This is a genomic window from Haloarchaeobius sp. HME9146 (assembly GCF_025399835.1).
Taxonomy (GTDB): Archaea; Halobacteriota; Halobacteria; order Halobacteriales; family Natrialbaceae; genus Haloarchaeobius.
This window is the reverse complement of the sequence record NZ_JAODVR010000001.1, coordinates 2,808,153-2,831,476: the sequence shown is the minus strand read 5'-3', so window position 1 is coordinate 2,831,476 and position 23,324 is coordinate 2,808,153. Positions and strand designations below refer to the sequence as shown.

22 protein-coding genes and 1 tRNA gene are annotated in these 23,324 nt (G+C 65.5%); 9 read left to right on the top strand and 14 right to left on the bottom strand.

The genetic code is table 11. From position 1 onward, the window contains the following. Positions 1 to 156: 156 nt before the first annotated feature. From N6C22_RS14600 to N6C22_RS14580, 5 genes are all read left to right on the top strand, one after another. A complete protein-coding gene (locus tag N6C22_RS14600; RefSeq protein WP_369684414.1) occupies positions 157 to 1,449 on the top strand; it encodes an ABC transporter substrate-binding protein in 1,293 nt (430 codons plus the stop codon). A gap of 24 nt (positions 1,450 to 1,473) precedes the next feature. Continuing rightward, complete coding sequence (locus N6C22_RS14595) at positions 1,474 to 2,475, top strand: carbohydrate ABC transporter permease (RefSeq protein WP_261651855.1); 1,002 nt, start codon at positions 1,474 to 1,476, stop codon at positions 2,473 to 2,475. Then, a complete protein-coding gene (locus N6C22_RS14590) occupies positions 2,472 to 3,386 on the top strand; it encodes a carbohydrate ABC transporter permease (RefSeq protein WP_261651854.1) in 915 nt (304 codons plus the stop codon). The genes N6C22_RS14595 and N6C22_RS14590 overlap by 4 nt, the downstream gene beginning before the upstream one ends. A gap of 33 nt (positions 3,387 to 3,419) precedes the next feature. Further along, on the top strand, positions 3,420 to 4,568 hold the full coding sequence (locus N6C22_RS14585; RefSeq protein ID WP_261651851.1) for an ABC transporter ATP-binding protein: 1,149 nt from the start codon (positions 3,420 to 3,422) through the stop codon (positions 4,566 to 4,568). A gap of 289 nt (positions 4,569 to 4,857) precedes the next feature. Next, positions 4,858 to 5,529 carry a hypothetical protein gene (locus tag N6C22_RS14580; RefSeq protein ID WP_261651850.1) on the top strand — a complete coding sequence of 224 codons (672 nt, stop codon included), beginning with the start codon at positions 4,858 to 4,860 and terminating at the stop codon, positions 5,527 to 5,529. Between the two features lie 158 nt (positions 5,530 to 5,687). On the opposite strand, the gene N6C22_RS14575 is transcribed toward N6C22_RS14580, so the two are convergent. From N6C22_RS14575 to N6C22_RS14555, 5 genes are all read right to left on the bottom strand, one after another. Continuing rightward, the gene (locus tag N6C22_RS14575; protein WP_261651849.1) at positions 5,688 to 7,343 is read right to left on the bottom strand and encodes a PH domain-containing protein; all 1,656 of its coding nucleotides are present in this window, start codon (positions 7,341 to 7,343) and stop codon (positions 5,688 to 5,690) included. Positions 7,344 to 7,345: 2 nt separating this feature from the next. Continuing rightward, positions 7,346 to 7,810, bottom strand: a complete 465-nt coding sequence (locus N6C22_RS14570) for a PH domain-containing protein (protein WP_261651848.1) — start codon at positions 7,808 to 7,810, stop codon at positions 7,346 to 7,348. Between the two features lie 61 nt (positions 7,811 to 7,871). Beyond that, the gene (locus tag N6C22_RS14565) at positions 7,872 to 8,120 is read right to left on the bottom strand and encodes a BolA family protein (RefSeq protein ID WP_261651847.1); all 249 of its coding nucleotides are present in this window, start codon (positions 8,118 to 8,120) and stop codon (positions 7,872 to 7,874) included. Between the two features lie 484 nt (positions 8,121 to 8,604). Then, positions 8,605 to 9,585, bottom strand: coding sequence for a flap endonuclease-1 (gene fen / locus N6C22_RS14560; RefSeq protein WP_261651846.1), 981 nt, complete (start codon positions 9,583 to 9,585; stop codon positions 8,605 to 8,607). Positions 9,586 to 9,660: 75 nt separating this feature from the next. Further along, positions 9,661 to 10,257, bottom strand: coding sequence for a GNAT family N-acetyltransferase (locus tag N6C22_RS14555; protein WP_261651845.1), 597 nt, complete (start codon positions 10,255 to 10,257; stop codon positions 9,661 to 9,663). A gap of 129 nt (positions 10,258 to 10,386) precedes the next feature. Between N6C22_RS14555 and N6C22_RS14550 the strand changes: the two genes are divergently transcribed. After that, a complete protein-coding gene (locus N6C22_RS14550) occupies positions 10,387 to 11,070 on the top strand; it encodes a hypothetical protein (protein ID WP_261651844.1) in 684 nt (227 codons plus the stop codon). Between the two features lie 85 nt (positions 11,071 to 11,155). Next, positions 11,156 to 12,850, top strand: a complete 1,695-nt coding sequence (locus tag N6C22_RS14545; RefSeq protein WP_261651843.1) for a hypothetical protein — start codon at positions 11,156 to 11,158, stop codon at positions 12,848 to 12,850. Here the strand turns inward: N6C22_RS14545 and N6C22_RS14540 are convergent. The 8 genes from N6C22_RS14540 to N6C22_RS14505 all read right to left on the bottom strand — a co-directional run bounded on the left by N6C22_RS14540 (position 12,840) and on the right by N6C22_RS14505 (position 20,357). Next, on the bottom strand, positions 12,840 to 13,184 hold the full coding sequence (locus tag N6C22_RS14540; protein WP_261651842.1) for a hypothetical protein: 345 nt from the start codon (positions 13,182 to 13,184) through the stop codon (positions 12,840 to 12,842). The genes N6C22_RS14545 and N6C22_RS14540 overlap by 11 nt on opposite strands. Positions 13,185 to 13,222: 38 nt before the next feature. Beyond that, the gene (locus tag N6C22_RS14535; RefSeq protein ID WP_261651841.1) at positions 13,223 to 14,029 is read right to left on the bottom strand and encodes a response regulator; all 807 of its coding nucleotides are present in this window, start codon (positions 14,027 to 14,029) and stop codon (positions 13,223 to 13,225) included. A gap of 51 nt (positions 14,030 to 14,080) precedes the next feature. Then, complete coding sequence (locus N6C22_RS14530; RefSeq protein WP_261651840.1) at positions 14,081 to 14,695, bottom strand: hypothetical protein; 615 nt, start codon at positions 14,693 to 14,695, stop codon at positions 14,081 to 14,083. Positions 14,696 to 14,829: 134 nt separating this feature from the next. Further along, positions 14,830 to 14,900, bottom strand: a tRNA-Gly gene (locus N6C22_RS14525). Positions 14,901 to 15,175: 275 nt separating this feature from the next. Continuing rightward, complete coding sequence (locus N6C22_RS14520) at positions 15,176 to 15,820, bottom strand: class I SAM-dependent methyltransferase (RefSeq protein WP_261651839.1); 645 nt, start codon at positions 15,818 to 15,820, stop codon at positions 15,176 to 15,178. A 44-nt stretch (positions 15,821 to 15,864) separates the two neighbouring features. Beyond that, complete coding sequence (locus tag N6C22_RS14515; RefSeq protein ID WP_261651838.1) at positions 15,865 to 17,985, bottom strand: type II secretion system F family protein; 2,121 nt, start codon at positions 17,983 to 17,985, stop codon at positions 15,865 to 15,867. A 1-nt stretch (position 17,986) separates the two neighbouring features. Continuing rightward, a complete protein-coding gene (locus tag N6C22_RS14510; protein WP_261651837.1) occupies positions 17,987 to 19,639 on the bottom strand; it encodes a type II/IV secretion system ATPase subunit in 1,653 nt (550 codons plus the stop codon). 163 nt (positions 19,640 to 19,802) lie between these two features. Continuing rightward, positions 19,803 to 20,357, bottom strand: a complete 555-nt coding sequence (locus N6C22_RS14505) for a hypothetical protein (protein WP_261651836.1) — start codon at positions 20,355 to 20,357, stop codon at positions 19,803 to 19,805. 127 nt (positions 20,358 to 20,484) lie between these two features. Between N6C22_RS14505 and N6C22_RS14500 the strand changes: the two genes are divergently transcribed. After that, positions 20,485 to 20,961, top strand: a complete 477-nt coding sequence (locus tag N6C22_RS14500; protein ID WP_261651835.1) for a DUF5793 family protein — start codon at positions 20,485 to 20,487, stop codon at positions 20,959 to 20,961. On the opposite strand, the gene N6C22_RS14495 is transcribed toward N6C22_RS14500, so the two are convergent. After that, the gene (locus tag N6C22_RS14495) at positions 20,958 to 21,593 is read right to left on the bottom strand and encodes a recombinase RecA (RefSeq protein WP_261651834.1); all 636 of its coding nucleotides are present in this window, start codon (positions 21,591 to 21,593) and stop codon (positions 20,958 to 20,960) included. The two genes, N6C22_RS14500 and N6C22_RS14495, sit on opposite strands and share 4 nt — an antisense overlap. Positions 21,594 to 21,727: 134 nt before the next feature. On the opposite strand from N6C22_RS14495, the gene N6C22_RS14490 reads away from it, so the two are divergent. Beyond that, positions 21,728 to 23,098: a phosphomannomutase gene (locus N6C22_RS14490; RefSeq protein ID WP_261651833.1), complete on the top strand. Its 1,371-nt coding sequence runs from the start codon at positions 21,728 to 21,730 to the stop codon at positions 23,096 to 23,098. Positions 23,099 to 23,324 lie beyond the last annotated feature (226 nt).

Sequence of the window (23,324 nt, the reverse complement as noted above, 5' to 3'; positions counted from 1 at the left end):
ATACCCAAATCGACAGTTTCCGAAAACGAAAAGACGGTACTACAGCCGTTGTAAACCTTCAATATTCACTCGGATGTGAATTAATTTGGGCAAGTGTTAAGTGTGGGCATCCGTAAAGCTCCCGTAAGTCTCACGCAGCGTGAGGCACGTGGTGGCATGACAGGACACGATTCAACCTCTGACGTTTCGCGGCGTAGTATCTTGAAAACAGCCGGCGCTGCCGGTGCAGCCGGACTGACAGGACTCTCCGGATGTATCGGTGGCCTTACCGGTGGCGGTGAGAGCCAGGAGCCCATCGAACTGCTCCACGCCTGGAGTAGCGGCGACGGCTCCGACGCCATCGCAGCGCTCCTCGAAGGGTTCCAGGAGGAACACCCCGACGTGGAGTTCGCGGAGGAACCGGTCAACGGTGCCGCCCGGAAGAACCTCGGGACGGTCATCCAGAACCGGATGCAGTCGAACAACCCGCCGAGCACGTGGCAGGCGTGGCCGGGGAAGAACCTCGAGAAGTTCGCCGGCGCGTACGGCGACCTCGAGGGTGACGTCTGGGACGACGACATGAAGAGCAACTACCTGCCGGGACCGAAGAAGCAGGCCCAGCTCGACGGGACGTACGTCACGGTTCCCCTCAACATCCACCGTATCAACAACCTCTTCTACAACACGGCGGTCGTCGAGGAGGCCGGTGTCGACCCATCCAGCATCGAGACCCCGGACGACCTCACGGCCGCGATGCAGAAGGTCGCCGACAACACCGACGCGACCCCGATGGCCCAGCAGACCAGCTCCAACTGGTCGACGGTCCAGCTCTGGGCGACCGTGCTGCTCGGGCAGGCCGGCCAGTCCGGCTACAACGCCTTCGTCAACGGGAACGGCAAGGAGGCCCAGGTGAAGAAGGCACTCCAGACGGTCAAGGACTACTCGGAGTTCTACTTCGACGACTCCGCGTCCATCTCGTGGACCGAGGGCAACTCCCGCTTCATGAAGGACCAGGCTGCATTCATCCACCAGGGTGACTGGGCAGCGGGTGCCTACAGCGGCAACGACGACTTCAACTACGGCGAGGACTGGGACCACGTCCCGTTCCCGGGCACCGACGGCTACTACGCCCTCAACATGGACTCGTTCCCGTTCCCGTCGAACAACCCGTCGCCCGAGGCGACGAAGACGTTCCTCAGCTACTGTGGCTCGACGGACGCCCAGATCCGCTTCAACCAGAAGAAGGGCTCCATCCCGCCGCGCAAGGACGCCGACCCGTCCAAGCTGAACACGTTCCAGCAGGACCAGTTCGACGACTTCACCAGCTCGGAGGCGCAGCCGCCGTCCATCCAGCACGGCCTCGCCCTCTCGCCGGCGATCCGGACGAACGTCCTCGACGCGTTCAGTGGTTTCATCGAGTCCTACGACGTGGACAAGACCACGAGGCAGCTCCTCGGGTCGTTCAGCTAAGAGACCACCGCCGTATCACATTTTATGCGCAAGAAACTTACACAACTCAAACAGGCACTCGCAAACCGTCGGCGGGAGGTGCGGACCGATGGTGGCGAGGCGCAGGCGGAACGGTCGTTCCTGGACCGGACCAGCGTCCAGTCCGCACCGTTCTGGCTGCCGCCGTTCCTGCTCGTGGGCCTGTTCGTCTACGGGGCCATCATCTGGAACGTCGTCATCTCACTGACGGACCTCGCCGGCTTTACGGCCTCGCCGGACTACAGCAACCTCGACCTCGAGAACTACGTCATCGCGTTCACCGGTGGGACACCCTCGTGGTCGAACCTGTCCATCGAACCCATCTGGAACTCGGCGCGGAACACACTGGTCCTGATGGTCGCATTCACGGCCATCTGTCTGGTGCTCGGCCTGCTGCTGGCCATCCTCGTCGACCAGAAGATCCGGTACGAGAACACCTTCCGGACGGTGTACCTGCTCCCGATGAGCCTCTCGTTCGTCGTGACGGCGAAGTTCTGGCTGTTCATGTACAACCGCGAATCCGGGCTCATCAACGTCGTCATCACGTCGCTCGGGTTCGATTCCGTCGGCATCGTCCAGAATCCACAGTTGAAACTCGCGGCGGTGATATTCGCGCTCATCTGGCAGTTCAGCGGCTACGCCATGGTCGTCTACCTCGCCGGCCTGCGCGCGATTCCGAACGAACACTTCGAGGCCGCACGTGTCGACGGTGCGAGCACCGTTCGCATGTACTGGCGCATCATCATCCCACAGCTGCGGACCGCGACCATCAGTGCGGCGGTCGTGCTTGTCGTCTTCGCGCTGAAGGCGTTCGACTTCCTGTACTCGATGTACGGGGGGTACCAGCCAGGGCCGTCCGCGGACATCCTCGCGACCCGCATGGTCCGTGAGGCGTACAGCAACGGGAACTGGGCGTACGGGTCGGCCATCGCGGTCGTCCTGTTCCTGATGGCACTCGCCATCGTCGCGCCGTACCTCTACACGCAGTACCAGCGGGGGCAATTATGAGCAACGCAACAGCGACCGCCGACGACTCCGTACAGCTATTCGGATACTCGCTCCGGCGAGTCCTGCTCTACGCCGTCCTCGCCGGGATGGCGACGTTCTACCTCATCCCCATCGAGACGGGGCTGATGACCTCGCTGAAGAGCAACGCGGTCTACACGGGCGATGCCCCGTACCTGCCACCGCTCTCGCCGGCGGCGTTCACCCTGGAGAACTGGGCACAGGCGTTCGACGGCCTCGCGAGTGGCCTGTTCAACAGCCTGTTGCTGACGATTCCGGCGACCATCCTCTCGGCGGTGTTCGGGAGCATGGCCGCCTTCGGGCTGACGAGCGTCCACTGGAAGCGCCAGGTCGGCATCTACGCCCTGTTCGTCGCGGGTATCTTCATCCCGTACCAGGCCGTGCTGGTGCCGCTCTCGCAGTTCTGGTACAGCATCGTCCCGCTGCAGGAATGGTTCGAACCGTTCGCATTGCTGTTGCCGCTCATCCAGGAGCACCACTGGAAGATCCTGGCACTCGTCATCACGCACACCGCGTACGGGATTCCCATCTGTACGCTGCTGTTCCGCTCGTACTACAAGGACCTCTCCGGTGAGATGGTCGAGGCGGCTCGGCTGGACGGTGCCACGGTCTACAAGATCTACCGGCGCATCATCCTGCCGCTGTCCATCCCGATGTTCGCAGTGACGTTCATCTACCAGTTCACGCAGATCTGGAACGACCTGCTGTTCGCGCTCATCATCGTACAGTCCGGTGACGCGTCGGTCGTGACGATGGACCTCGCAGGCCTCGGCGTCTCGCAGTCCGGGACAAACTTCCCGCTGCGCATGGCCGCAGCGTTCGTCACGGCGCTGCCGACGCTGCTGGTGTACATCTTCTTCGGAGAACAGTTCGCGAAAGGAGTAACCGCCTAAGATGATTCACTACGACACAGAGGAGGAAGACAGATGGCTGAACTGACGCTCGACGGCATCACCAAGGTGTTCGTCGAAGACGACGGGAACGAGATCGTGGCCGTCGACGACGTGAACGTCGACATCGCTGATGGGGAATTCCTGGTCCTCGTCGGCCCGTCGGGGTGTGGGAAGTCCACCACCCTGCGGATGATCGCCGGGCTGGAGACCGTCACCGAGGGCGAGCTTCGCCTCGGTGGCGACCTGATGAACCACAAGCAGCCGGCGGACCGCGACATCGCGATGGTGTTCCAGTCCTACGCGCTGTACCCGCACATGACCGTCGCCGAGAACATGAGCTTCGGGCTCGAGGAGTCGACGGACATGCCGGACGACGAGATACAGCAGAAGGTCACCGAGGCCGCGGAGATGATGGGTATCGGCGACCTGCTCGACCGCAAGCCCCGGGAGCTCTCCGGCGGCCAGCAACAGCGTGTCGCCCTGGGCCGCGCCATCGTGCGCGACCCCTCGGTGTTCCTGATGGACGAGCCGCTGTCGAACCTCGACGCCAAGCTGCGCGCGAAGATGCGCACCGAACTCCAGCGCATCCAGGAGGACCTCGGCGTCTCCACCGTCTACGTCACCCACGACCAGACGGAGGCGATGACGATGGGCGACCGCATCGCCATCCTCGACGACGGCATCCTCCAGCAGGTCGGGACGCCGCTGGAGTGCTACCACGAGCCGAACAACGAGTTCGTCGCGGACTTCATCGGCGAGCCCTCGATGAACTTCTTCGACGTCGAGGTGCAGGGCAATCGCCTCGAAGCCGAGAAGTTCTCCTACCCGGTTTCCCAGGAGACGCTCGACGCCGTCGGAGACGCGACGGAGCTCACGCTGGGTATCCGGCCCGAAGACATCGAGATTCGCTCGGATGTCGAGGGCGACCACGACTTCGAGACCGTCGTGGACGTGGTCGAGCCGACCGGCGACGAGAACAACCTCTACCTCACCTTCGACCCCGAGGCGGCCAACCCGGACACGTTCATCGTGACCATCGGCGGCATGCAGCGCGTCGAGGCCGGCCAGCCGGTCGTCGCGCACATCCCCGAGGAGGCCATCCACCTGTTCGACGCGAACACGGGGGAGGCGCTGAAGAACCGTTCGCTTGAGAACGTGGAAGCGCTCGGCCAGCCGGTCTAAGACGTCACGTCGCGGTTCCGTTTTTCGGCGTTTTCGACCCCCGACAGCTGTGGATGGGGCGAGAGAATCGAGGACCCGAATCGGGTCCCGACTTCCTTCTGCTGGACGTGAAACTAGCCGACGGAGTCAGAGGGATTGGTCTGTCGCTTCACTCGGTGTTCTGAATCAATCCTGTCAGATGTGTCGTGCTGAATACAGAGGATGGGTTCATCAGGGCAGGTGAATTGTTTTCCTCTGATAAGTCTCTTCAGTAGAAAGAATTGTGTCCGTACGATGTGGAGGTCAAAGTATGCCCTCCGAGGATTCTCGAATCTATCCTATCGCCACCGTCTCGCTCGGTGTGCTCTTGCTCGCGACAGCCGTCTTCGCGCCGATCGGTTCAATCGCCTGGACGTACGAGTACAACGCAGAACCAGTCCCTCCTGATGAGCCGAATCTCACTGGAAGACTAGCGTGGATAGACGAAGCCGCGGTATGCGGTCCAAGTACTCCTGCATGCGTGCTCGGGTACCGCGTCAGAGACGGCGGCCCCCGTGTCGTCTCCGACGAGACATATCGTGCCGCTCGTGGCTTCGACTCAGAGACTGAGCTCGTCATCTTTTACGAGCACGACCCGGCGTTCTACCAGCCGACGGTCAGACACTACGAAAATGATACGACGAGGGTCAGCCTCAGATCCGTCTCAAACGCTACCGCACTCGACCTCGTGTCCACACCCGCACGACATATCAGCCCTGGCGTCCAGCGACTCGTCGAGGAGGGGACTGTCCGCACGGCCACCCCACTCGACGGGTACTCGTACTGGTCACGCACGCACGCTGTTGTCGCTCACGACGGCAGGTACTACTCGCAGGGGCGGTACAGATACCGGGGAACACATAGCGGGGCCGCCGAAAACCTCCGCCTCGCTGCCCTCGCTGGGGGAGCAGCCCTCTGCTTCATTGGTGGCCGTATCGCGTGATACACCCTGGCCAAGGTCCCGACTGAAACCCCTCAACACTTGCTCGTGTACACTTCGGGCTCCGTATACAACAGCGCCCGAACTTCCGGGAGGGTGGCACGAATCGCGTGCTGGATTCAGAGGGTGTATTCAGCAAACGAGAGCCGCCCCGTAATGTCTCACGTCCCGTGCAGACTCGCCTGCAATCGTTCCCGAAGCCCCGTCTGCAACTCGTTCACGGTCGACTCGTCGAGGTCGAACGCGGTCGGACTCCCACCGAGCAACGTCGCCGAACTTGCCGTGTCTGCGACCAGCGTCGCGAGGTCGAGGCGGCGCTGGAAGACGGTCGCCTCGCTCACGACCGTCTGGATGCGGTAGTACGGCACCACGCGGGTCGTCCGGTTCCAGAAGCCGTCGCGGATGAGCAGGTGGTCCTCGCCGACGGCGAAGCCGCGGTTCGCCCACTTCAGGTGGGCAGCGAACGGGACCACCAGGAAGGCGACCGCAGGGAGGTACCAGGGAATCTGCGCGACGGTCGTCGAGACGAGGTAGCCGACCGCGAGCAGGAGCACGATGGGGATGCTGTACCGGACGGCGTAGCGCCGGCGGGCCCGTTTCGGGGGCCGGGTGAACTCCAGGTCCTCGAAGTCCTCCAGTTCGCGGGCGAGGGCGAGCGTCCGGTCCAGTTTCGCGATGGGGACCGCGGACTGGCTACCCTGGCTGGCGCGGCTTCCTGCATAGCCCGCGGTCTCGACGGTGAGGCCGGCGAACCCGAGCGGCCGCATCAGGAAGGTCTCGGTGAGCGTGATGGTCTGGACCTTCTCACGGGGGATGGAACCGCTGTAGCGCTGGAGCAGGCCGCGCTCGTACACGAGGTCGTCGCCCTCGCGGCCCAGCCGGAAGTCGTAGAACTCGAGCGTGGAGACCACGACGCTCAGCAGGATGGAGGCAGCCAGCAGGAGCGGCGGCCCGACGACACCGACCGCGATCATCTCCTGGCCAGTCATCACCTCGGGGTCCAGCGTGCTCGGGCCGCCGAAGGGAGCCGCGGCACTGAGCAGCAGTCCGAGGATGAAATCCTCCGCGAGCGGGATGGCGACGATGAGCAGCGCGAGCGACCGGAACCGGAAGCGCGTCACTGCCAGCGCGAGCAGTTCGACCGGCGAGAGTTCGAACAACACCTCGCTGGTCAGTTCGCGGGGCTGGGTCGGTTCGGTGGCGGGACGCTGGCCCTCGGTGGCGCTGGACTCGGCACCTGCCGGCGGGGCTGACGGGGACTGGGCAGCGGTTGCCGGCCCGCGCTCGCCCGCCTCGACGTCGGTACCGGTCTCGGCCGCTCCTCCAGCGTTGGGTTCAGCGGCCGTCTCGGCTGCCGGGGCGGCCGCCTCCTCGGCGGTGACTCGTGCCCGGCGCTCGCGAATCTCCCGCCGGAGTCGATTCGCCTCGGCCTCCGCGACGACCGAAAGTGTCGCCTCGGTTCCGCCGCCACCGGCGGTCTCGATGCGGACGACTGCCACACCGAAGGCCCGGTGCAGGAGGTTCTGGGACACGTCGACGTTCTGGATGCGCCGGAGCGGAATCTCGCGCTCGGTTCGCCCGATGACCCCCTGGGCCACGTCGAAGGTGTCCTCGCCGAGGTCGTACTCGTAGCGCAGGTAGGTCATCGCACCGTAGGCGACACCCACCACGAGCCCGACCGGGGCGACGAGGAACAGCCAGTCGACCGAGCCCACGCCGACGGTGTTCAATATCACCACGAGGAAGAACGGAATCGAGAGGCCGTTCACCCCGTACCGGAGCGCCCGCGAGACCGCCGAGATTGGATGGAGTCGCATCGCTACACCGCGTCCTCCGGTTCGGACTCGACCGCGAGGTCGCGCAACTCGTTTCGCAGTCGGCGGGCCCGCTCGGGTGTCAGTCCCGGCACCGACACGTCCGCCCCGCGCGAGCCCGCGGTGTAGACCACGACGCGGGAGAGCCCGAGCACCCGGTCGATGGGGCCGCGCTGCGTGTCGACGTGCTGGACGCGGACGTAGGGGACGGCGGTCTCGACCCGCGTAATCACGCCGCGTTCGAGATACAGCGAATCGGATTCGAGGTCGAACCGCCAGTCGCGGTAGAGCAGTATCGCGTGCCCGACGCCGATGGCGATGATGAGGACTGCCAGCGCGACGGGAATCGCCAGCCCCAGCCCGAGTTCGGCGACCCGGTCGAGCCCGAACAGGATGCCACCGAGGACGACCGCGGTGATGACCGACCGGACTGCCCACTCGATGCGAACGCGTCCGTGAAGGGTTTCCATACTGACACGGTAGCCCGCTGGCGTAAAAAAGCCGTCCTCGTCGGTAGCCTGTGAGTCCCCGCTACAGCTCGGCGTACTCCTCGGGCGTGTACGTCTTCAGCTCCAGCGCGTGGATGTCGGTCGTCATGTGCTCACCCAGCGCGTCGTAGACGAGCTGGTGCTGCTGGACAAGCGGCTTGCCCTCGAAGGCGGGCGAGACGACCGTGGCGCGCAGGTGGTCGTCGTCGTGCTCGCCGCGGGCGCGTTCGACGGTCGCCTGGGCGTCGTCGAGGTTCGCTTCGATCATGTCGGCGACTTCCTCGGGTGTCATTACTCGGGGTGAGGTGGGCGTCGGGTTTAATTGTCTGGTTCTGGCTGGCAGTCTTGGTTGGTTGCTCGGGCCATATTGGTATCGAGGTGGCCTGTAAGAACGGCGTGATGACTCGCGCTGGTGGCTATGACCACACCACAGCCTCCCCAGCCGATTCCTTCCACTACGCTCCGCTCCGTTCCAGTCATCCCTCGCGCGCTTCGGCGGGCGGACGAGACCGCCCGCCTGCACGCGCCAGACCGATTGTTCGAGTACAGATGACGGGCTGAAAGACCGCCTGGCGCGCGCTGGTGAGCGTGCCGGAGGCCGCGAACCAGCGTCGCGCGAGGGACGACCGGAGTGGAACGGAGGGAGTCGGCTGGGGAGGGTGTGGTTGCGGCGCGGGGCGGTCGCGGTCCTGCCACCAGCGAGAGAGAACGGCGACTACCCGACATTCTCTCCAGAGGCGAATCCGACCGGCCCAACAGTGACAGAATCGGTCGCTTCAGGTCCAGTTGTCCAGCCCGGTCTGGGTCAGGCCGTCCTCGATGCGCTCGAACCCACGGCGAACCTCGTCGGGGTCCACCTCCCACTCCTCGACGACGTACTCCCGGGCCGCGTCCACGTCGGGGGAGATGCTGGTGTCGAACTCGTAGTCATCGGTGACGTTCGGGTCGCGGAACAGGGCGCGGACGAGGTCGGCGTTCTCGACGTAGACGTCCTCCTCCTCGAAGACGGTCCAGAGGTCGCCGTGTTCGCGAATCTTCTTCAGGGCGGTCTTGGGGCCGTACCCGTGGACGCCCTCGTTGAAGTCGGTGCCACAGAGGATGGCGATATCGATGAGCTGTTCGAGGGTCACGTCGAGTTCGTCGAGCGTTTTGGACAGATCCATCCGCTCGGGGTCGCCCTTGCTGGTGAGCTGGCGGAGGGTGACGGGTGCGCCGAACAGGAGCGCGTCGTAATCCTCCGTGCCGACGTACTCGGCGTCGCCGCGCTTCGCGATGTGGGCACACTGGGCCTCGCCCTCTGCGGGGGCTTCGACCACGGGGACGTCGAGCAGGCGCAGGAGTTCGCGGCTGGTCTCCTGGATAACAGGGGTAAGGCGCTGGGTGGCGGAGTCGAGGCGGGCGACCTCGGCAGTGTCACCCTCCTCGCGGGCCTCCTCGAGGCGTTCTTCCATCTTCTGGCGCTGCTCGCGACGGGACTCTATCTCGTCGGTCTTCAGCTCCGAGGGCCCGCCGTCGAACACCATCACCGGGGTCAGGTCGTGCTCGAAGAACTTGGGGAGCCCCTGGACGATGCCGATGAGGTTCGCGACCTCGTCACCGTCTTCGGTGGTGTACCGGTGGTCGCTGGTCCAGCGGACCGTGGTCGTCAGGTAGCGATAGAGCCAGTTGTGGGCGTCGACCGCCACGACGCCACCGCCGAGTTCGTCGAACGGGACCTCCTCGATGTGTGCGAGGGCCCGAAGGTCTGAATTTCCCATCTTGGCGTCGCTACGGGCCGGAGGCTTTCAATACTGGTGATTCCGGGGCTGCGACTGGAGGGAGCCCCGGCGTGCTCACCGGGGCGGGCCGCGCTCGCGCTTCTCCGCGATGAACGCGCGCTCGGCCGCCGACAGGTCGTCGCGGTCCGCGAAGACGGCGAGCCCGTCGCGGTAGGCCGCGGCGTGGGCGTCCCGGTCATTCCCGGCGGGGACCGGGTGTTCGAGGACGAGTTCCGCGATACCGGTCTCGCGCCCAGTGTAGCCGAACCCGGCCCGGTACAGCGCCTCGTAGGAGTAGGCGTTGTTGACGGCGATGCGGGCGCGGTCGTACCCTGCGTCGTGGGCCCGGTCGACCACGAACTCGACGAGGGCAGGGCCGAGACCCTCGCCGCGGCGGTCTTCGCGGACCGTGACGTACCGAAGCCAGACCGTCTCGGAGTCGGTCCGGTCCTCGTTGAACGCGACGGCGGCGACCACGTCGCGGTCGTACTCGCCCGCGTCGGGGCGCGAGTCGTCCATGTCGTGCTCCGGGCCGCGGACCACCGCCTTCCCCGTACTCGTCATGACGAACTTCCCGGCGTAGCTGAACCGCTGGTAGTCGAGCCTGAGCGTCGGCTCGTCGTCGGGCCAGCCGAGGAACGCGAACGAACGCGACGGGGAGTCGTCGGTCACGGGTCACCAGAGGGTACCGGGACAGTAGGCACTTTCGGGCAAGCCGCTCTCACCGGTTTCGACCCGGTTAGGTCGTCTCTTTTCGGTCGCTTCCACCTTATCCGCGCTCGTCTCGATTCTCAGGATAGTATGTCTGTCGGACACTCGCGAGCGGTCGGGGGGACCCCGCTCGGGCGCGCCGTCGCGGGCGTGGTCAGGCTGGTACTCGCGTCGATACTGCTCGGGTTCGCGCTCACCTCCGACGCCGTCCACGATTACCCGCACTACGCCGTCCTGATCCTGGTCCACCCACTCATCGTCCGGCAGGCACTCGGTGTGAGCCTCGAACCGTTCCACATCATCTGGGTGAGCGTCGCGCTGTTCGTCCACCCCCTCGGCGGTATCCTCGGCCTGTACGACACCGTCTGGTGGTGGGACCATCTCACCCACCTCATGTCCGCGACACTCGTCGCCGGGCCGACCTACATCCTCGCGCGGGCGTACTACCTCAGCGGCCAGACACCCATCGTTCCCGGCTGGACCGTCCCGGCCGCCGTCGTGACGACGACGCTCGCCCTCGGGCTGGTCTGGGAGGGAATCGAGCTCGTCCACCCGTGGCTCATCGTCTACAGCGACGAGGATACCGCGATGGACGCCGTGTTCAACGCGGTCGGCGCACTGGCGACGGTGGCGGCCGCCCCCCGAGTCCTCGGCGGACTCGTTTCCCAGGCGCTTCCCACCGACCCGTTCACCGGGACGGGGACGAGCGTCGAGCTATCCGACCGAGGGGACGACCACGACCGGCACCCCGAGTTCGATCCGGGTGACGATTGAACCCCTGCAGGGGGCGAATCGAAGCGTCGATTTCTGGGAGTGCAGCCACTAAGTCGGTCCAGCACGTAACTCTGACAGGTACCTGATGCCCCCGTCTCGCGCCGCATTCGACGACCTCGTCGCCGCCCTCTCGACGGTGGAGTTCGAGGATTTCGTCGCGGCCCTCCTCGCCGTCGATAGCGAGGCGTTCGAGACGCTGGAGACACTGGAGTCGGATGCGGGACCCGCCGGCCAGACGGTGGTCGTCCGGGACGGGACGCGGTATCGGTTGGTGACGGGTCGGGCCGATTCGACGGATTCGACTGGTTCGGTAGACGAGACTGACGAATCGATACAGAACCGGCCGGCACAGTCCACTTCTCGCTCGGGCGACGAGCGACTCGTCTACCATCCAGCCATCGCGCCCGATGACCCACCAGAGCGCGTCCTCGACCTCTACACGTTCGCGTGTTACGGGCTGGACCGCGAGCCGGTCGACGCCATCTGTGAGGAACAGCTCGGGACACGGCTGAGTGACCTGCCGTCGGCCGGCCAGTCTTCCCATTCGGACACCACGGCCCGACCGGAGACGGCGACCGACCAGCTTGGTCCGGAACCACCAGCGAACACCGAGCAGGCCGAACCGGCCCAGTCGCCGCGGTACTCGAAACGACCCGACGGGCTCGCAGCCTCGCCCGAGTTCCTTCGGTACGGTTCCGCCCTAGGGACGGATGTGCCCCACGGCGACGAGAACCTGACGGCTGCTGCCGAATCGTCGGCCGGGGAGACAGGCGGTGTTGGGCCGGTCCTGGCCCGAGTCGGTTCGACCCGCCGCCTGGCAGTCCTCGCTATCGTCGTGGTGTCACTGCTCGTCGTCGGTGGCGGCATCGCATTCGGGTTGCTGCCGGGCATGGCGGACGACGCAGGCGACGGCACCGGAGCAGCCGGTTCGAACACCAGCATCGCCGCCGAGGACCCCGACTTCAGACTCGGTGAGAGCGACCCGTATCCCGGTGACTTCGGTGACGACACCCTGACCGACCCGACCCCGTTCGACGACCGGCCCCCCGGGCTCGCGGACCACGGTATCACCGATGCCGCGATGCTCGCCCAGGCGCACGCGAACGTCCTCGCCGGTCAGTCGTACCGCTGGACCCTGGAGTTCGGCGGTGTAGCGGACCCATCGGTCGACGGGCCGGAGTGGCAGGTGGCCAGGCAGGTCGTCACCGTCGAGAACCAGACGGCGTACCGGTCTGAGATGGTCGGTATCACTGTCGCGGGCGACACCATCGAGCAGACCAGCGTCGCGGATGGTGAGACCCGACAGGTCGTCACGAAGAAGGGTGACACGTACGCGGTCAGCCGCCAACCAGTGGCGGTGCGCTACGGCGAGGGCTACCACGAGGACAGGGCCGAGCGCTTCGTCGAGCTGTACCTCGACAGCGCACGGAACATCCGAAGCGCCTCGTACACCGTCGGCGGCACGACCTACCACCGCATCGTCGGCTGGAGCACACCGCCGTCACTGTCGAACGTCTCGGAGTACCGGTTCGTCGCGGTCGTGACCGAGGAGGGACTGGTCCAGGACCTCTCGGTCCGCTACGTCCAGTCGACCCCCGACGGGCCGCGGACCGTGACCGTCTCGTTCCACTACGACGAGGTCGGGACGGCCGTGCGTGACCCGGACGCCGAGGCGACCGCGGAGGACTCGTCAGTCCCTGCCGGAACGACGGAGACACAGAACGGAACCGGAACGACGGATGGACCCGCCAAGCTGGCAGCTACAGCGATCACTCGATGACTTCTTCCAGCACGGTTCGACCGCCGCCCGGTTTCGACTCCCACTCCCACTCGTCCTCGACGCGGACCCGCCCGTCGTCGAGCAGTGTCACGTCACCGATGGAGTGCCCGGTCGAGGTCTCGCCGTCCTCGTTCAACTGGACGTATCTCACGTCCCAGCGGTCGCCGTCGAAGGTCCCCACGAGGTAGCCCTCCACGATACGGCCACCGGCGTAGTCGGCACTGATGTGTGTGCCGTCCTGCCGGAAGTGCATGCTCGTATCCCCCGATACATCTCCACCTTCGTTCTGGCGGGCGGTGAGCGTCCGCCCATCCAGCGAGATAGCTGTCGCCATGGTGGAACTACGTGCCCAGCGAGAGTAAAGCTGCGTGCTCAGTCCAGGGGCTGGTGCACCTGGTCTTCCTCGAACACCTGCCCGTCGACGACGATCGGCTCGGACCCGTTCGCCTCCTGTGGCTCGCCGACGGTGCAGATCATCGTCTGGTCGCGGGCGAACGCGAGCTGGTGGTTCAACAGGACGCGACTCTCGTCCTTGCGAATCTGTCGGGTCTGTCCCGTCCAGTAGCCGTTGTCCGGGATGGAGGTGACCACGCCCGCCATGTGCTCGATGTCCTCGTCGGTCTCGTACAGGAGCGACCAGTGTTCGCCGACGAGTTCGTCGGCCTCGTAGCCGAAGCACCTCGCGTAGGCGTCGTTGACGAAGATGAACTCGCCCGCCTGGTTCAGCAGGCTCACGCCCTGGCCGATGGACTCGATGGCGTCGAGGAACTGCTGGTTGCGCCGCTCGGCGTGGTACTTTTCGGCGAGGTTCCGTACCCGGTTCGCGAGAATCTCGTACTTCTCCAGCCCACCCGACTTCTGGAGGTAGTCCGAGACGCCCGCGGAGATAGCCTCGCTCGCGACTTCCTCGGACCCTTTGCCGGTGAACAGCACGAACGGCATCTCTGCTTCCCGTTCTCGAACCTCCCGCAGCAGTTCCAGTCCGTTCATCCTCGGCATGTCGTAATCGCTGACGATGCAGTCCGGACACTCCTCGTCTAGCATCGCCAGCGCCTTCGCTGGTGACGTGACGGACTCGACGGTGAGTCGGCTGTCGGTCCGTTCGAGCACCGTCCCGACCAGCTCCGTGAACGAGGGGTCGTCGTCCACGTGGAGGATACGAACCGTCACCTGACTCATGTCTTCTACAGCAGAGTGCCCGTGAGCACTCTTAACGGTTCCTGCCAGCTGTCACCCGACCAATCTATCAACTTCCATGTATCCCGTCCGAGTTGGGTTCTCGAGACCGTTCCGTCCCGGTGGCCACGAAGCCGCGGTATCCGGCGGCCTGATGCGCGGGAGCGTCCCCGGCCCCACCTCTATCGGTCCCGTCAGCGTCCCGGGTTCGGCGGCCGGCCCACGGTCACACCGGGATGGGCGGACCTTCCAGGCCAGGATGGTTCCTCGCCAGAACACCTCGACGTCGATGATTATCTGGTGCAGGTTCTCGAACGAGTCCGTGACAGTGCCCTCGTACGGGCCGTGCACTCGGTTGAAGGCGTAGGCGGTCTCGTCGTCACGGTGGCGCGTTCGCAGATAGAACGACGTCGCTCGCGGCTCGACCGTGACGGTGAGGTCGGTACACGTGAGGTCGATGGTCACGAACGGCAGATGCGGCATGGGTGGGAACGTCGGCTCCCCGCTCGTGAGCTTCGCCACCCCAGCATCCGTTTCTCGTCGCGTCGCTTCCGAGGCCTCCAGGGCTCGTCCGATGGTGGTGCCGTATCCGGTGAGGCCACCAATGACGCCGAGACCGACACCTGCGAGAAGATTCCGCTTCGAGACCGCTCTGGACGAGTCCCCCATGTGGAAGGTAACGGTCCCAGGGGGTGAGAGTATGTTCCATGATAGCATGGAACGTCTTCCGAACAGAGCTATCAGAGAACTGCTCGACTGTGACAGCAGCGGGACAGGAGAATCGAGGGATGCGAACGAAGGGATGCACCGGCCGGGAATTGAACCCGGATCGTTGGCTTGGAAGGCCAAAGTCTTGCCATTAGACCACCGGTGCGCGGTCTATCACAGCCGCGTGCTGCGATTGCATTCACTGGTTCGCCCCGAGGGACACAAAACACTTCGGAATTGCATCGACGGGGACGCCACTACCTGTCGTAGTGTTCGGTACCGAAATACCCGCAGCGGCTCGTGCGCGGGGCACGAACCTGCGACGCAGGGCGCGTCGCTGCGGTCGCCACGGCGAGCCGTGCGCGAGGGCCCACCGCGGCACGCGAGTCCCACACCAACGGGTGTGCGCACCTGTCGTTTCTCGGTGACGCCTTATGGTCTTTACTGTTTCGAACCGGTCACGGTCGCGTAGCAGTTGCCGGAGGAGACCTCACTGGCCTGGATACGCAGGTCACTGGCGGCGAGGTCGGCGTCGAACTCCGGGGGCGAGTAGATGTGGTAGAACCGGGGCACGGTGACGCCGCCGGGGAGCGTCCAGTCGACCTCGGTGTCGAAGGGCTCGTCCCGGTCGAAGCTGTCGTGGGCGGTCGACCACGCCGAGACGAGCGCGAGGCCGTCGGGTGAGAGGATGCGGGCGAGTTCGTCGAGGCTCGCGCGGCGGGCCTCGCGGGTGGGCAGGTGGTGCAGGGTCGCGACGTACACCGCGAGGTCGACCGAGCCGTCCTGGAGCGGGAGCGAGGACGCATCGCCCTGCACGAGGTCGACCGCGAACCCGTGGTCGGTGGCGCGCTCGCGGCCGGTCTCCAGCAACCCACGGGAGAGGTCGAGACCGACGACGCTGTCGCAGTGGGCGGCGAGCAGTTCGGCGTGGCGGCAGTTGCCACAGCCGAGGTCGAGCCCCCGGCCGCCGGTCGGCGCGTCGTCGACGAAGGATTCGACCTCCGGCCAGGCGTACTCCCGGGTCTTCGCGAAGTGGGCCGCGATGCGGTCGTAGGTCTCGCGGGTGGTCGACGGGGAGCGGTCCATGGCGGAGGTGTGACGGGCGACGACCCTGAGGGTTTGGATTCGGTTCAGGGACCGGGGATGAGCACGATGAAGGTCGCGTACGCCAGCGCGATGAGGATGGCGGCGTGCTTCGCGCCGGTCCGGATATCGCCCGAGGAGAGCTGGCCGGCGACCAGCCCGGAGAGCAGCCCCTGGATGACGGTCGTGTGGAAGAACACGAGGATGTACTCGTCCTTGTCGATGCTGCCGGTCTGGCCAACGCCGCCGACCGCCGGGACGTTCTGCGGGCCGGTGCCGGGTGCCCCGCCGCTCGTCGTATTGAGCGCGGCACTGGTCCCACCATCGGGCAGGCTCGGGATGAGGACGATGGAGAGGACGACCACGATGAACAGGAAGACGAAGAACGCGAGGTAGACGACGACCATGTAGGTCACCATCTCCTGGCGGCGGGCGCGCTTGAGCCGGCGGTCGGCCTTCGCCTGCTTCGCCGCGATGCGCAGGACCGTCGCGAGGTCCCCGCTGGCGTTCATCGCCTTCGTCGTGATGGCGACCACGCGCGAGATGATCTTGGTTCGCATCCGCGCCTCGAAGCGCTTCAGGGCGGTCTCGATATCCGCACCCCACCTGATGTCTGCCCAGACGCGGTCCATCTCACTGTCGAGCGCGCCGAGCTCGGACCGGCGCACGCGGTCGATGGACTCCACGACGGTCATCCCGGCCTCGTTCACGCTGGCGAGCCGGTCGAGCAGGTCGGGGACCGCGGCCTCGATGGCCTCCGCCCGGCGACGATGCACCTCGAACGCGATGGCGAACGTGCCGATGACGAACAGGGCCGCCTGGATGAGGAGGTCGTCGAACTCCCGGATGTTCAGCCCGCCGGCATCGACGACGCCCGGCAGGCGAAAGAGCACGAGGAGTGCGGCGAGGGGGACCGTCACCCAGAGCAACGAGAGGGGTTTCTCGACGACCGTCCGAAACGGGTTCCCGAGGATGGACCGAAGCGACCGGAGCCGGCGATACGCGGCCAGCCGGGCGGCGTTCCCGTCGGAATCGTACCCACCGTCGGTCTGGGCCGAGTCGCTCCGGCGAACCCCGGCGAGCCCGTCCACCGGTGCCTCGACGTCCTCGTACCCGCGGCTGGTGGCGATGGTATCCGTCGCCGAGAGCAGGTAGAGGATGAAGATGAAGTTCGCACAGGGGAGGATGACGTAGACGAACACGCGAAGCGGGTCCAGCGTGTCACCCACGGCGATGCCGAGGACGACCAGGATGGTGATGAGAAAGAGCGGCCCGGCGACGAGGACGGTGACGTACGCCTCCGCCAGCGTGGCGAGCAGGTCGAGCAGTTTCTCCTGCTGGGACTCGGCCTCCTCCTGGAAGTCGCGGTACTGCTGGTGGAGGAACTCCGAGAGCGAGCGCCCGGACTGGAGCACGCTGGCCAGGTTCTCCGCGAACTCCTTGAACTGCGAACTCGGCGACCGTCGCGCCATCGTGTGGATAGCGGTGATCATGTCCTGGCCGAACATGTCCATGTTCCGGACCGCGACGTGGATCTCCTCGGCGGATTCGCCGTAGATGTGCTGGTTCTCCGCGAGGATGCGCATGACCTTCGGGAACTCCATCCCCGACCGCGAGAGGGCGTAGATGAACGCGATGGTCCGCGGGAGCGACGCCTCGATGCGGCGCTCGCGTTCGTCGCCGCGGTAGTCGGGGTACCACCAGCGGTACCAGTAGGTCATCCCCGCGAACGAGACACCGAGGGTGAGGCTGGTGACGGCCATGAGCGCGAACAACTCGAACACCGAGATGGACGGCAGGCCGACGAAGTTCGTCAGGAAGTGCAGATCCGAGGGAAACACCGCCCGGATGGTCTCCTCGTCTACGGCGAGGATGATGAGTCCGAGCCAGATGAAGTACATCCCGAGGATGGAGCCGACGAGTGCCGCGACGCCGGTGTAGAGGGCGGTCTTCGAGGCGTAGGTTCGATACGTCGTCGGGATGTGTGCGGCCCGGAGGAGCTGTTTGCGCCGGGTCCGTTTGCGGCCGCGCTGGCTGATGTACTTCCCGAAGATGACGAGCGAGAACCGGGTGACGATACGGTCGGCGTGCACGCTGACGGGCGAGAGCACCACCGGTAGTGCGATGACGAGGGCGATGACCAGCGGGACGTAGTTCGCCCAGGACATCTCAGTCGGTCTCGGCCTCGGGGGTCGTCATCTCGATGTCCTCGTCGCTCGGTTCGATCTGGGCCATCGCGCGGTCGGGGTCGGCGTAGTACTCGTTGATCATCGCCGTGAACCGGCGGTAGTCCGTGATCTCCTTCTCCCAGAGGTACTCCAGGAACCGGCGGCGGTTCCGGAGTTCGGTCAGCATCTGCTGTTGGCTCCAGCCGCGTTCGTCACGAATCTCGTCGAGTATCTCCGAGCCCGAGGAGGTGAAGGTATCGTCGTTGGCGTTCCAGGTGAACGCGGTGGAGTAGTCGAGTTCGCCGGTCCGCTGGTCGATGCCCTCTATCTCGGCGATGGTCTTGTTCCGGCGGACGCGCTCGCCGTCGAGCCGGGTCAGCGTCTGCACGCAGAGCACGTCGAGGCTCTGGACCATCGACCGGGGGACGTTGATGGGTTCGTTCTCGAGGCGGTTGATGACCGTCCGGACCGAGTCGGCGTGCATCGTCGAGTAGGTCGTGTGACCGGTGTTCATCGCCTGGAACAGCGTGATGGCCTCCTCACCACGGACCTCGCCGACGATGATGTACTCCGGGCGGTGGCGCAGTGCCGAGCGCAGGAGGTCGTACATCGTCACGTCGGTCCCTTCGTGGAGGCGTTCCCGGGTCACCGAGGAGAGCCAGTTGTCGTGGTACAGCGTGAGTTCGCGGGTGTCCTCGATGGTCAGCACCTTCGAGCGCGGCGGGATGAACATCGAGATGGCGTTCATCGAGGTGGTCTTCCCCGATGCCGTCCCGCCGGCGAAGATGAGCGACTTGTTGTTCTCGATGGCGAGCCAGAGGAACGCCATCTGGTCGATGTTGAACGTCCCGTAGTCCAGCAGGTCGATGGGCGTGAACGGCTCCTCGGCGTACTTCCGGATGGTGAACGCCGACCCGCGGGGCGTGACCTCCTCCCCGAGGGCGAGTTCGGCACGCGAACCGTCCGGCAGCGTGGTCTCGACCATCGGGTCGCCGATGGAGATGTGTCGGCCCGAGTGCTGGGCGAGGCGGACGACGAAGTTGTCCAGCTCCTCCGAAGCGAACGAGACGTTCGTCTCGATGTCGGTGTAGTCGTCGTGGTAGACGAACAGCGGGAGGTCGTACCCGTCACACGAGATGTCCTCGACGTGGGGGTCGTGCATCACCGGGTCGAGCTTGCCGTAGCCCCGGAACGCCCGCCAGAGGTAGTAGAGGAGTTTGTGATACGTTCGCATGTCCACGTCTGCGCCGTAGCGTTCGAGGTGTTCGAGCAGGGCGTCGTCGAGCACCTGCTCGCTGTCCATGTCGTCGAGGTCCCGCCGGTACACCAGGGGGTCGCGGATGTCCTCGAAGAGCGTCTCCAGCAGGGCGTGTTCGTAGTCATCGAGCTCCGGCTCGACGACGTGGTAGAGGTGTTCGTTCGCGTCCGGGTCGTGGTTGATGGAGACGAACGCGTAGGGTGCGTTCACCCAGTACCGGTCGTGTTCCTCGTAGCCGTCGAGGCCGTCGAAGGTGACGAGCGGTCCGTGTTCGTCGGGGTAGTACGGTTCGCGGGAGATGGTCGTCCCCCTGAGCATCTGGAGCGTCCGCTTGATGCGGTCGGTGAGCGAGGTCGCGTTGGAGGTCGCCGCGAGGCTCGCGGAGCGGTCGCTCACGCCACGAGACTGCGTGTTCGACCGGTTATGTTCTTCGTGTGGCATGATTGCCGGCCGACCGGCGGCGAGGGAGCGACCGCCGACGGGGGGACGACCGTACGTTGTCAGCCACGTAAGCGAGGCCGTCACTTAAATCAGGCGGCCAATTCGGTCGCGAGAAGGCCTATGTTCGCTGTGCAAACAGGTTGAGGACAGCGAAGACGAGCAGGAGGAACGTCCCGACGAGGCCGACGGGGACGAACTGCTGGATACCGAGTATCTTCGTGTTCTGCGAGCCGTTGAGCCGAAGGGCCGCCCAGAGGTAGACGCTGGCGAGGGCGAGCATGAGCACGCCGACAGCGTAGACACCCCGACCGGGCAGTCTGTCGATGACCTCGTCGACCTCCAGGTACATCAGCAGGCTCACGACGAGCAACAGGACGACGACGCCGACCGCCAGCGTCCAGCCGAGGTGGGCTGCTGCCTGTTCGGGAATCGTCCCGGCGGTCTCGTTGTAGAACCCGAGCGGGGTCTTCAGCGTCGTGCCGTCGATGAAGCCGGAGCCGAGGACGTATCTGATGCCGAAGAACGGGAACCGCAGGATGACGACGGTGGTCTCCTTGGCGGCGTCACCGACCAGCGACGCACGGCCGTAGGCGACCGACCACGGGAGCAACATCGAGAGCCACGCCGTCAGGACGGCGAATTCCTCGGTGTACTCCGAGTTGATCCAGACCATACTTCGAGGCCCTCCCCGACGGGGATAAAACCTGTCGAAGCGCGTCGACCACTGGCGGCTTCTCTTACGCATGCGCCTGTCTGGGCGTTACGTTCTTACCTCGTGAGTGCTAAGCCGCCTCCGAGGAATGAGGCGCGACTACTTCACGCTGCAGGTTGGCAACGTCGACTGGGTCGAAGACGACGACGGCACCCCCGAGAAGCCGACGGTAACCATCGAGTTCGAGGGTCCCGTATCGACGCTCCAGGAGCGCCTCACAGGAACCGACGGTGAACCGCTCGACGCCGAGGAGACCGACGTGGCGTTCCGTCTCCAGACGGCACTCGACGAGGACGGTCAGGCTCGCGGCGTCGTGAGCGTCACGAACCGGGTGACGGGCGATTTCATCCTGGAACTCAACGAGGACGCAGATGACGTGCTTCGGTTCATCAAGGCGGCCCGCCGCTACGGCGAGTCGGCCGAGACGGAAGGCGAGTACACGGTGAACGTGTCGCTCGAAGGCGAGTCCTTCGTCACGTACGACAAGAGCACCTTCCTCGTCTACAACGAGGACGGCGGCTTGCTGCGGAGTCAGAGCCTGATTCCGAGCGGCGTCGAACTCTAGAAGCCGGTCCACTCCGTCGGCTCCGACCCGAAGCCGACGATACGGAGTTCTCTTCCCTCGGCACCGGTCCGTGTCTCTACCATCCCGTCGAACAGCTGCCGGACCGTGTTGACGGTCTGTTCGTCGTGTGCGTTGGCGTCGAGCGTGGCGAAGCCGATGGCACCCGCGGCGCTGATGCGGCCGGTGAGGATGTGGAGGAAGCGGAACACCGTCTTCACGTCGGCGTACATCAGGAGCTGTGAGACCGAGTCCAGTGCGACGCGGGTCTGCTGGTCCTGTCGTGCGAAGTCCTCGAGCAGCCGGGAGGAGGACATCCCGATGCCGGTGAACTCGCCGGGCGAGGAGACGAACCGGTTCAGGTCGTGTTCGGCGGGTTCGACGCCGCGCTCTTTGGAGACGCAGTCGACGATACCGAGCGGCGGCGTGTCGGCGTCTGCCATCCCGATCTGGCCGCGGACCGTCCCGGCGTCGTTCTGTGTCGTCACCACGAGTGCGGCGTCACCAGCACGACGGCCGTCCGCCAGCAGCCCACAGAGGAGGTCGTACTTTCCGGACATCGCCGGGCCGGTGACGAGCACGTTCGTCCCGGGCCGAAGCTCCGCCACCGGAAGCGTGTCGCTCACGTCGTACATGCTCCCCTGTCCCCCTGCGGCACTGGCGGTAGCCGAGGCATCGCCCCGAGGTTCGACGTACTCGTGCTTAAATGCAGGGTTGTCGCTCGTCTCGGATGCCAACACATACGTATCGCCCCACAGAATCCACCGCCATGACACTGTTCGGGACTGCAGGTATTCGTGGGCCAGTCGCCGATGTCGTGACACCGGAACTGGCGCTGGCGGTCGGTCGCGCGGCCGGACTCGACGGCGAGACGTTCGTGGTCGGCCGAGACGGTCGTGAGACGGGACCGGCGCTCGCCGCGGCGATGGAGGCCGGGCTGGAGAGTTCGGGTGCGACCGTTGCTCGTGTCGGGCAGCTCCCGACCCCAGCACTGGCGTTCGCCTCACAGGGACGACGCGGGGTCATGATAACCGCCAGCCACAACCCACCTGCGGACAACGGCATCAAGATGTTCGCCGATGGCGTCGAGTACGACCGGGATGCGGAGACACGACTCGAGAACCGTGTCGAGGGTGAGACACCGGCCGTCCCGTGGGACGAGTGGGGCGACGGTCACCGGGAAGCCGTCCTCGACCAGTACCAGGCAGCAGTCGTCGAGTACGCCCGTGACCTCGGCAGCCGCACGGCGGACCCCCTGGCAGGCCGGCGCATCGCCGTGGACTGCGGGACCGGGATGGCGAGTCTCGCGACGCCCCAGGTGCTCGAACGGCTCGGGGCTGACGTCGTCGCGCTCAACGCGAACGTCGACGGGCACTTCCCGGCACGAGAGTCGAAGCCGACGCCCGAGACGCTGACCGACCTCGTCGCCTTCCTCGAAGACGGTGACTTCGACCTCGGCATCGCCCACGACGGCGACGCCGACCGCATCGTCATCGCGACGCCCGACGGCGAGATCGTCCACGAGGACACCGTCCTCGCGATGCTGGCCGGGCACTACACCCGGGAATCGGACGCTGGAGACCCGGTCGTGGTGACGACGCCCAACGCATCCGCCCGCATCGACGAACAGGTCGAGGCCGCCGGCGGGCGCGTCGAGCGGGTCAGACTCGGCGCGCTCCACGAAGGTATCGCACGTGAGCGCGAGGCCGGTGACGGGGAGACGAGCGTCGTGTTCGCGGCCGAACCGTGGAAGCACATCCACACCGCGTTCGGCGGCTGGATCGATGGTGTGGTCAGCGCTGCGGTCATCTCCCGGCTCGTCGCCGACCACGACGGGCTCGACGCCCTCCGGTCCCCCATCACGGAGCGACCGTACCGGAAGGTCAGCGTCGACTGCCCGGACGACGCCAAAGCCGGGGCGATGGAGCGACTGGCGACCACGCTCCCCGAGACGTTCCCCGAGGGCGACGTCGGCACCGACTACGGCGTCCGCATCGACCGCCCCGACGGCTCCTGGGTGCTCGTTCGCCCGAGTGGAACCGAACCGTACGTCCGGGTCTACGCCGAGAGCGAGGACGTCGACTCGCTGGTCGAGACCGCGGTCGACACCGTCGAAGCGGCCGTCGCTGATGTCCAGTAATCGGACGAATAACTGACCGAAACACCGGCCTATTGTCGTTTTGCTGAACGAATAGCAGATGCGACGTATGTGGTTCGTTACCTTGCAATGTCATGGCATTCCAGTGTATATATTTCTCCCCCAGATTCCGTACCACCAGTATTCTTCCATACTACTATTCTCTAAATATTTCCTGCGTGAGCGTGCGTGCCCGGGGGCGGTCCGACGGGTTTAAATCACGGTCGTT